The sequence below is a fragment of the Pseudomonas sp. GXM4 genome (assembly GCF_008923895.1).
Taxonomy (GTDB): domain Bacteria; phylum Pseudomonadota; class Gammaproteobacteria; order Pseudomonadales; family Pseudomonadaceae; genus Aquipseudomonas; species Aquipseudomonas atacamensis.
In genome coordinates this window covers 1-9,028 of record NZ_WBRZ01000219.1, presented here as the reverse complement: position 1 = coordinate 9,028, position 9,028 = coordinate 1, and the positions used below count along the sequence as shown (strand labels likewise).

11 protein-coding genes are annotated in these 9,028 nt (G+C 62.3%); all 11 read right to left on the bottom strand.

What is annotated here, in order from left to right; translation table 11 throughout:
• Positions 1–82: 82 nt before the first annotated feature.
• Positions 83–679, bottom strand: a complete 597-nt coding sequence (locus F8N49_RS21475) for a nucleotidyltransferase family protein (protein ID WP_151552466.1) — start codon at positions 677–679, stop codon at positions 83–85.
• The gene (locus F8N49_RS21470; protein WP_122751509.1) at positions 676–1,656 is read right to left on the bottom strand and encodes an XdhC family protein; all 981 of its coding nucleotides are present in this window, start codon (positions 1,654–1,656) and stop codon (positions 676–678) included. The genes F8N49_RS21475 and F8N49_RS21470 overlap by 4 nt, the downstream gene beginning before the upstream one ends.
• Positions 1,656–3,977, bottom strand: coding sequence for a xanthine dehydrogenase family protein molybdopterin-binding subunit (locus tag F8N49_RS21465; RefSeq protein ID WP_151552464.1), 2,322 nt, complete (start codon positions 3,975–3,977; stop codon positions 1,656–1,658). Before F8N49_RS21465 ends, F8N49_RS21470 begins: the two co-directional genes overlap by 1 nt.
• Positions 3,974–4,444, bottom strand: a complete 471-nt coding sequence (locus tag F8N49_RS21460) for a (2Fe-2S)-binding protein (RefSeq protein ID WP_016771000.1) — start codon at positions 4,442–4,444, stop codon at positions 3,974–3,976. The genes F8N49_RS21465 and F8N49_RS21460 overlap by 4 nt, the downstream gene beginning before the upstream one ends.
• Before the next feature lie 249 nt (positions 4,445–4,693).
• Entirely contained in the window at positions 4,694–5,713 is a 1,020-nt protein-coding gene (gene murB, locus F8N49_RS21455; protein ID WP_122746710.1) for a UDP-N-acetylmuramate dehydrogenase, read from the bottom strand.
• Complete coding sequence (locus tag F8N49_RS21450) at positions 5,710–6,174, bottom strand: low molecular weight protein-tyrosine-phosphatase (RefSeq protein WP_122746711.1); 465 nt, start codon at positions 6,172–6,174, stop codon at positions 5,710–5,712. Before F8N49_RS21450 ends, murB begins: the two co-directional genes overlap by 4 nt.
• Positions 6,174–6,938: a 3-deoxy-manno-octulosonate cytidylyltransferase gene (gene kdsB, locus F8N49_RS21445; protein WP_073472249.1), complete on the bottom strand. Its 765-nt coding sequence runs from the start codon at positions 6,936–6,938 to the stop codon at positions 6,174–6,176. Before kdsB ends, F8N49_RS21450 begins: the two co-directional genes overlap by 1 nt.
• Positions 6,935–7,120 carry a Trm112 family protein gene (locus F8N49_RS21440; RefSeq protein WP_003179363.1) on the bottom strand — a complete coding sequence of 62 codons (186 nt, stop codon included), beginning with the start codon at positions 7,118–7,120 and terminating at the stop codon, positions 6,935–6,937. The genes kdsB and F8N49_RS21440 overlap by 4 nt, the downstream gene beginning before the upstream one ends.
• Before the next feature lie 23 nt (positions 7,121–7,143).
• The gene (lpxK, locus tag F8N49_RS21435) at positions 7,144–8,154 is read right to left on the bottom strand and encodes a tetraacyldisaccharide 4'-kinase (RefSeq protein WP_151552462.1); all 1,011 of its coding nucleotides are present in this window, start codon (positions 8,152–8,154) and stop codon (positions 7,144–7,146) included.
• Positions 8,154–8,582, bottom strand: coding sequence for a biopolymer transporter ExbD (locus F8N49_RS21430; RefSeq protein ID WP_016771006.1), 429 nt, complete (start codon positions 8,580–8,582; stop codon positions 8,154–8,156). The genes lpxK and F8N49_RS21430 overlap by 1 nt, the downstream gene beginning before the upstream one ends.
• Positions 8,579–9,028: MotA/TolQ/ExbB proton channel family protein (locus tag F8N49_RS21425; protein ID WP_151552460.1), on the bottom strand; the 450-nt coding region annotated here is incomplete at its 5' end. The genes F8N49_RS21430 and F8N49_RS21425, both read right to left, overlap by 4 nt.

Genomic DNA, 9,028 nt, shown 5'->3' with positions numbered 1-9,028 from the left:
AGCACTGGGTCAGACAATATTCATGTAACTGAACCATCGCATTCGCGAGCAGGCTCGCTCCCACAAGGGATTTCAACACGGCTCAGGACTGAGGAAATACCAAAGATTCAGGCACATCGATATCCCACAACACCCCCGGATCATCCACCGCCACTTCCACCACCCGCCCCTGCGCAAACAACGGCCGTGCGCCACGGTCACCGGTCAGCGCCTGCAATTGCGCGCCAAACGAACGACCAAACCCCACGGGATGGCCAAATTCGCCACCCAGCACCGGCACGCTCACCGCGTTATCAGCCATCGCCGCGAGCACTCGCTCGATACTCGAAGATAGGATAAACGGCATATCGCCGAGCACAATCAACCAGCCATCAGCGTCCGGGCAAGCAGCAACACCTGCGGCAATGCTGTCGCCCATGCCGGTCGATTCGATCGACACCACGTCGCAGCCATGAGCCTGGGCCATGCGCATCGCCTGCGGTCGAGACTCGGTGGTGACCAGCACGCGCTTGTCGAGACTGGCCGGCAGATTCATCAGCACCTGCTCGATCACCGAGCGCACGGCGCCATCACGCCCGGTGCAGTCAGCGAGCAATTTGTCTTTGTCGGGGCCGGCGATCTGGCGAAAGCGTTTGCCCTCGCCCGCCGCCAGCACAATCACTGCGATGGATTGGCTCATGCACCCTCCAGCGGTTTTTTCTGTTTCAGCTCCACACCGTTCTTGATCGCAACAATTTCCGCCAGCAAGGACAAGGCGATCTCTGCCGGCGAATGACTGCCGATGTGCAGGCCGATCGGCCCGTGCAAGCGATCAATCGACGCTTGCGACAAGCCTAGCTGAGCCAGATTTTCCCGGCGCTTCTGGCTGTTGACCCGCGAACCGAGCGCGCCGACATAGAACGCCGGCGAGTCGAGCGCGGTGAGCAAAACCATGTCGTCCAGGCGTGGATCGTGAGTCAAGGCGACAATCGCCGTGCGCTCGTCGGTCTGGATGTTCAGCACAGCCTCATCCGGCATGCCGGGGACGAAACGGCCATGCTGCTCTTCCCAGCCGTAAACGAACTCGGTGCGCGGATCGCAGATCAGCACTTCGAAATCCAGCAGCCGCGCCATGTCGGCGACGTAGCGCGACAACTGCCCGGCACCGATCAGCAACAAGCGCCAGCGCGGGCCGTAAATCGCTCGCAGAGTCTTGCCGTCGAACACCAGCGAATCGGACTTGCTCGCCGGAGCCAGCCGCACCTCGCCGGTTTCGATGTTCAGTTCTCGGGCAACGATTTCATGGTTTTCGCAACGCTGCAGCAACTCGGCGACCCACGCCGGGTCACCGACGCGCTCTTCGGTCAGGCGCAGAGTACCGCCGCAAGGCAGGCCGAAACGCGCGGCCTCCTCGCGGGTCACGCCGTAGGTAATCATCTGCACTGGCGGACCATCGGTGGCAATGCGGCCGTCGTGCAGCCGCGCGATCAGGTCATCTTCGACACAGCCACCTGACACCGAACCGATCACCACGCCGTCCTCGCGCAAGGCGAGCATGGCGCCGGGCGAGCGCGGCGCGGTGCCCCAGGTCTGCACCACGCTGAACAGCACCACCCGCTGTCCGGCGCGGCGCCACTCGAGGACGCTGCGCAGAACGTTGAGATCGACGCTGTCCATTACGCTTGCGCCTTCTGCCAGCCCTGCAACTGATACCGCACCGGCAGATTGCGGATGCGCTTGCCGGTGGCGGCGAAGATCGCATTGCACAGCGCCGGGGCAATCGGCGGCACACCCGGCTCACCAACGCCACCCAACGGCACGTCACCCGGCGGCGTGACCAGATGCACCGCGACTTCCTTGGGCGCCAGCGACATGCGCGCGACCTCGTACATATGGAAGTTGTCCTGCTGGACCTTACCGTCCTTGAAGCTGATCTCACCGAGCACGGCGTTGCCCAGGCCCATGACGCATGCACCTTCGAACTGCGAACGGATGCGCTCAGGGTTGATCTGCGGCCCGCAGTCCACGGCGATGTCGGCCTTGTGCACGATCAGCGAACCGTCGTCCTTGACCTCGACTTCAATCACCGCCGCCACATAGGTGACGAAGCTGTAATGCACCGCCAGACCGAGACCACGACCCTTGGGCAGTTTGCGCCCCCAACCAGCGGCCTTGGCGGCAGTTTCCAGAACCGTGCGCATGCGTCCTGTGTCGATCGGGTAACGCTCGGGCGATTCGCCGTAGTTCCACTCTTCGCTCAAGGTGCGCGGATCGATCTGCCGGTCCGGGCCGAGCAATTTGATCTGGTACTTGAGCGGATCTTCCCCGGCCTTGTGCGCCAGTTCATCGACGAAACTCTGAATCGCGAAGCCGTGGGGAATGTTCGACACCGAGCGATACCAGCCGACCCGCGTGTGTACTTTGGCTTCGGGGTTTTCCAGGCGCACGTTGGGAATCGCATAGGCCATGTTGGTAAAGCCCATGCCCAGCTCGAACGCCGCTTCGTGGTTCATGTCCGGCGCAAACAAGGCGGTGATGCTCGGCGCCACGGTGCGATGCAGCCAGCCGGACGGCATGCCGTTCTTGTCGATGCCCGCCCTCAGATATTCCGCCGACACGGTGTGGAAATACGAATTGTGGATGTCGTCTTCGCGCGTCCACTGCACCCGTACAGCCTTGCCCGGAAACTCCTTGGCGAGAATCGCCGCTTCGACGACGAAGTCCGGTTTCGACTTGCGCCCGAAACCACCGCCCAGCAGCGTTACGTTGAAGGTGACCTTTTCGAACGGTACGCCCAGGCGCTCGGCGATGCGCTCGCGGGTGACCTGCGGTGCCTGACTCGGCGCCCAGGCTTCGCAGACGCCGTCCTTGTAACGGGCAATGGCAACCATCGGTTCCATCGGCGCCTGCGCCAGATGCGGCAGATAGTACGAGGCTTCGAGGGTGCTGGCGGCACCGCTCAAGGCTTTGTCGATATCACCGGTGTTGCGCACCACTTTGCCGGCCTTCAGCGACGCCGCTTCAAGCTCCTTGCGATAGGCAATCGAGTCATAACTGGCATTCGGGCCGTCGTCCCATTCGATCTTCAGCGCCTCGCGGCCCTTGATCGCCGCCCAAGTATTGCTGGCCACAACCGCGACGCCGCCCAGTGGCTGGAACTCTGACGGCAACGGCCGGCCTTCGATCTGCATGACTTTTAGCACGCCGGGGACTTTCAGCGCGGCGCTGTCATCGAGGCTTTTGACCTTGCCGCCATACACTGCCGGACGAGCGATAGTCGCGTAGAGCATGCCGTCGAAATGCACGTCGGCGCCGTACACTGCGCGGCCATTGACGATATCGGCACCGTCGATGGCCTTGGTGCCTTCCTTACCGATGTAGCGAAATTCCGACGGCTGCTTGAGTCGCAGGCTGTCACGCGCCGGTACTGCCAGCGCACTGGCGGCAGCGGCGAGTTCGCCGTAGCCCAGTTCACGGCCGGACGGTTTGTGAATGACCTTGTGCAGTTGCGCATGGCATTCGCCAACCGGCACTTTCCACTGCGCAGCGGCCGCCTGTTCGAGCATGGTCCGCGCGGCGGCGCCGCAACGACGCATCGGCTCGTACCAGTGACGCATGCTGCGCGAACCATCGGTGTCCTGGTTGCCGAAGCGCACTTCGTCACCCGGCGCCTGCTGCACTTTGACCTGAGCCCAATCGGCCTCAAGTTCATCGGCAACGACCATGCTCAGGCTGGTGCGCACGCCCTGGCCCATTTCCGAACGGTTGCACACCACGGTGACGCTGCCATCGGCAGCAATGCTCACGTAAACCTTGGGATCGTCTATCCAGCCATTGGGCATGCCGTCGGCACCGAACTTCTTCGGCGCGTCATCGGCCAGCGCATCCTGCCAGCCCCAGCTCGCGGCGAGGACCAGCGCACTGGTGGCACCGACGCCTTTGAGAAAACCACGGCGGCTGAGGTTGCTCAGGGCGAAATCATTCGGGACGCGGCTCATGCCTTCACCTCCTTCAGATGGGTGGAGGCCTGGCGGATCGCGGTTTTGATCCGGTTGTAAGTACCGCAGCGGCAGATGTTGCCGACCATGGCTTCTTCGATCTGCTCGTCGCTCGGGTTGGGGTTGGTTTTCAGCAGAGCGGTGGCCGACATGATCTGCCCGCCCTGGCAATAACCGCATTGAGCCACGGCGCTGTCGAGCCAGGCTTGCTGCACGACCTTGCCTACCGGGTCGGCGTGGAGATTATCGATGGTGGTGACGTTCTGGCCGATCACCGAGCCGATCGGCGTGATGCAACTGCGTGCTGGCAAGCCGTCGATATGGATGGTGCAGGCGCCGCACAGGCCCATGCCGCAACCGAATTTGGTGCCGTTGTAACCGGCGACGTCACGAATCGCCCACAACAGCGGCATGTCTTCGGTGACATCGAGGGAGTGGTCTTGACCGTTGAGTTTCAGGGTAATCATGGGCACGCCCGCATATTTTTTAGTGGTTATGGGGTCGAGCAATCTGCCGCCGGAAAATCAGCGGTGGGTTCGCGCAGATCGACTCAGGCTAATCAGGCTCTCTTGCGCCGACGGGAACGTCTGCACCGGGCCTTTGGGTGGAGCAAATGGTTGGTATCGTTAGCTCGCTAAGTTAACCCAGCATTAACAAAAAAGCCCTGCACTTTTTCATCAGTGCAGGGCTTTCGATGGCCTCAGCCAAGCGTAGCCTCAATAGCGGTTGGGCTCCATTTCCAGTTCGACATGAAACCGTTCGGCGATGTCTTTCTGGATACGTTGCGCCAGGTCGAGCAGTTGCAGGCCGGTGGCCGTGCCGTAGTTGACCAGCACCAGCGCCTGCAACTTGTGCACGCCGGCATCGCCATCGCGGAAGCCTTTCCAGCCAGCGCGTTCGATCAGCCAGCCAGCGGCCAGTTTCATCTGCCCATCCGCTTGCGGGTAAGCCACCAGATCCGGGTGCTGCGCTTTGATCTGCGTGACCACAGCGGCAGGCACCAGCGGATTCTTGAAAAAGCTGCCGGCATTGCCGAGCACCGCCGGGTCCGGCAGTTTTTCGCTGCGGATGCTGCAGATGGCGCGGCTGACGTCGCTGGGCGTCGGCTGCTCGATGCCCTGCTCGCTCAGGCGCTGACGGACCGGGCCGTATTCCAGATGCAGGTGCGCGGCGCGATCAAGCTTGAAGCGCACCCGCAGGATCAGCCAACGTCCCGGCTGCTGCTTGAACAGGCTGTCGCGGTAGCCGAAATTGCACTGCTCCAGGCTGAAATCCCGCAGCTCGCCGCTCTCGCGATCCAGTGCGGTGAGGCCGGCAAACACGTCCTTGATCTCGACACCATAGGCGCCGATGTTCTGCATCGGCGCGGCGCCGACGGTGCCGGGAATCAGGCTGAGGTTTTCCAGCCCGGCAAAACCCTGGGCCAGCGTGTGCTGCACGAACGGATGCCACGGTTCGCCCGCTTCCGCCTCGACCACCACCCGACTGCCATCGTCGCTGAGCACGCGGATGCCGCGCGTAGCCATGCGCAATACCAACGCCGGAATATCCGCCGTGAGCAGCAAGTTGCTGCCACCGCCGATCACCAGCAACGGCACGTCATGGGACGCGGCATAGGCCAGCGCTTCGCGGACATCGTCATCACTGTGGGCTTCGGCAAACAGCTGCGCGCGCACATCGACGCCGAACGTATTGAAGGCCTGCAAAGATACTTGCGGTTGCACCTGCAAACTCATAAACGGCCCTTCACTTCGATCAGCAACTGGTCGCAGGCCGCTTCGATCAGATCGAGCACCTGCTCGAAACCCTGATCGCCGTCGTAATACGGGTCCGGCACTTCATCGACCAGCCCGGCATAACGACGCAGGAACAGATCCAGCTCGGCCCTGCCGGTGGACGGCTGCAAGGCCTTGAGGTTGCGCAGATTGCTGTTATCCATGGCGAGAATCAGGTCGTAGCTGGCGAAATCGGCCCGGCTGACCTGCTGCGCGCGTTGCGTCGACAAGTCATAACCGCGCACTTTCGCCGCGGCCTGGCTGCGCTTGTCCGGCGGGTTGCCGACGTGCCAGTCACCGGTGCCGGCGGAGGCCACTTCGACCACATCGGCCAGCCCGGCTTCACGCAACTTGTGGCGCAACACGCCTTCAGCGGTGGGCGAACGGCAGATGTTGCCCAGGCACACAAACAGAACGCGCATCAGGCCCCCAGCAGGCGACGAACCCGCTCAAGGTCTTCAACGGTGTCGACACCGGTCGGCGGCGCGATCAGCGCGTCGGCAACATGGATACGCACGCCGTGCCACAAGGCACGCAGTTGCTCAAGAGATTCGGTATTTTCCAGCCAGCACGGCCCCCAGCTCACGAAGTCGTGGAGGAACCCGGCGCGATAGGCATAAATACCGATGTGGCGGCGATAGGGCACGCCTTCAGGCAGCTGCTCGCGGCTCTTGGCAAATGCATCGCGAGCCCACGGCAAGGTTGCACGACTGAACGTCAGGGCCAGACCGTTGATATCGCTGGAAACCTTCACAACGTTGGGGTTGAACAGGGTTTCCACGTCTTCGATCGGCTCGGCCAGCGTGGCCATGCGCGCTTCGGTGTGGGCAGCAAGGTTGGCGGCGACCTGGTCGATCACGCTTGGCGGAATCAGCGGCTCATCGCCCTGGACGTTGACCACAATCGCATCAGGCGCAAGACCGAGTTTCGCTGCGACCTCGGCCAGACGATCAGTGCCGGAGTTGTGATCTTCACGGGTCAGCACCACTTCGGCGCCAAAGCTTTTGCATGCCTCGACGATGCGTGCATCGTCAGTTGCAACAACGACGCGGGTCGCGCTGCTTTTGCTCGCCTGTTCCCAGACATGCTGGATCATTGGTTTGCCGGCGATATCCAGCAACGGCTTGCCCGGCAGACGGGTCGAGGCGAACCGCGACGGGATGACAACGGTGAAGGCTGTGGTCATTTATCCAGACGCTCGTCGGTGGTCAGGGTGCGCGCTTCGCTTTCCAGCATCACCGGGATGCCGTCGCGGATCGGATAGGCCAGGCCGGCGCCCTTGCTGATCAGTTCGGTCTTGTCGGCGCTGAGCTTGAGCGGGCCTTTGCACACGGGGCAAGCGAGGATGTCGAGCAGTTTGGTGTCCATGAACATTCCCAGAAATAAAAGAGTTAAGGCAGCAGACGATCCGGCAACAGGCGCATCAGCTGAGTGTCGAACCAGGCCACGAAGGCCGGCGACGGCACGGCATCGACCGCCAGATACCACCAGTCGGCAGCAGCAAAGGCACGGCACTTCACCGCGTCCTTTTCGGTCATCACCAACGGCAATGACGGGATGAAATTCAACGCCTGCACGCTGTACTCGGCGTGGTCGGCAAATGCATGGGCGATCGGCCGCCAGTCTAGCGCTTCGAGGGTATTGAAGAAACGTTGCGGGTTGCCGATCCCGGCCACCGCATGCAGCGCTTGCCCGGGCGGAAAATGCTCGAGCGACTGACGTTCGCCGCTGCGCAGGTTGACCAGCGCGGTGGGTTGCAGGCGAAAGGCGAAACCATCGTCGCGATCATCAAGGGCACCGTTGAACAGCACGCCATCGACGCTTTGCAGGCGCTCGACCGGCTCCCGCAACGGCCCGGCCGGCAGACAGCGCTGGTTGCCCAGGCCCCGTGCGGCATCGATCAGCACCAGTTCCAGATCCCGCGCGAGGCGATAATGCTGCATGCCGTCGTCAGACAGAATCAGGTCCAGTGGCTCACTGGCGATCAAGGCTTTGACGGCGGCGCTGCGATCAGGGTCGATCATCAGCGGCACGCCGGTGCGCTGGACAATCAGCAGCGGCTCGTCACCGGCAATCTCGGCACTGTGCTCGGCCTCAACCCGCCACGGCAGTTGCGGCGGTTTGGCGCCGTAACCGCGACTGACCACGCCGACGCGCAGTCCACGGCGTCGGCAATGTTCGATCAGCCAGAGAATCATCGGCGTCTTGCCGGTACCGCCAACGGTGATATTGCCGACCACGATCAACGGAACCGGCGATTGGTAGATTTCACCTTCGCCGTCGAGAAAGCGCTGACGCTTGTTGATCACCACGCGGCGATACAGCATTTCCAGTGGCCGCAGCAGCGTCAGGGCCGGATGCCCCTGATACCACGCGGCGAGCAGGCGATCGGACAGGCTCATCAGGATTTCGGCGCCGCCTCGACCGTGGTCATGCGCAGATGGCTGAAACCGAGCTTGCCGGCCGCGTCCATGGCGGTGATCACCGATTGATGCTGGGCCTTGCCATCGGCACTGATCGACAGCGGCATATTGGTGTCGCCGTTGGATTCTTTCTGCATGGCTTCCATCAGCGTCGCCAGATCATTCTTCGGCAGAATCTTGTTGTTCACCGAGAACACGCCTTCGGCACTGATCGCGACGTCCAGCTGTTTGACCTGCTGATCTTCGGCAGGCGAACCGCTGACCGCTTCCGGCAGATCCACGCGCAACTGGGTTTCCCGAGTGAAAGTGGTAGTCACCACGAAAAACAGCAGCAGGATAAACACCACGTCGATCAGCGACGCGAGGTTGATGTCCACGGTTTCCCGGGGCTTGCGACGGAATTTCACGCTTTGCCCTCGGCCAGATCGACATCACGGTCGCCCTGCACTACTTCCACCAGTTTGATCGCTTCCTGCTCCATACCAACCACCAGCTCGTCGATGCGGCGCTGCAAAAACCGGTGGAAGAACACCGCTGGAATCCCGACCATCAGGCCCGCTGCGGTCGTGATCAGCGCTTTGGAAATACCGCCGGCCAGTACCGAAGCATTGGTAGTCATGCCGGAGCCGGTGAAGGCACTGAAAATGTCGATCATGCCCAACACGGTGCCGAGCAGGCCGAGCAGCGGCGCCATGGCGGCGATGGTGCCGAGTGCGTTGATGTAGCGTTCGAGTTCATGAATGACCCGCGCGGCGGCCTCTTCGATGCACTCTTTCATGATCTCGCGACCATGCTTGGAATTGGCCAGGCCTGCGGCGAGAATTTCCCCCAGCGGCGAATTGGCGCGCAATTC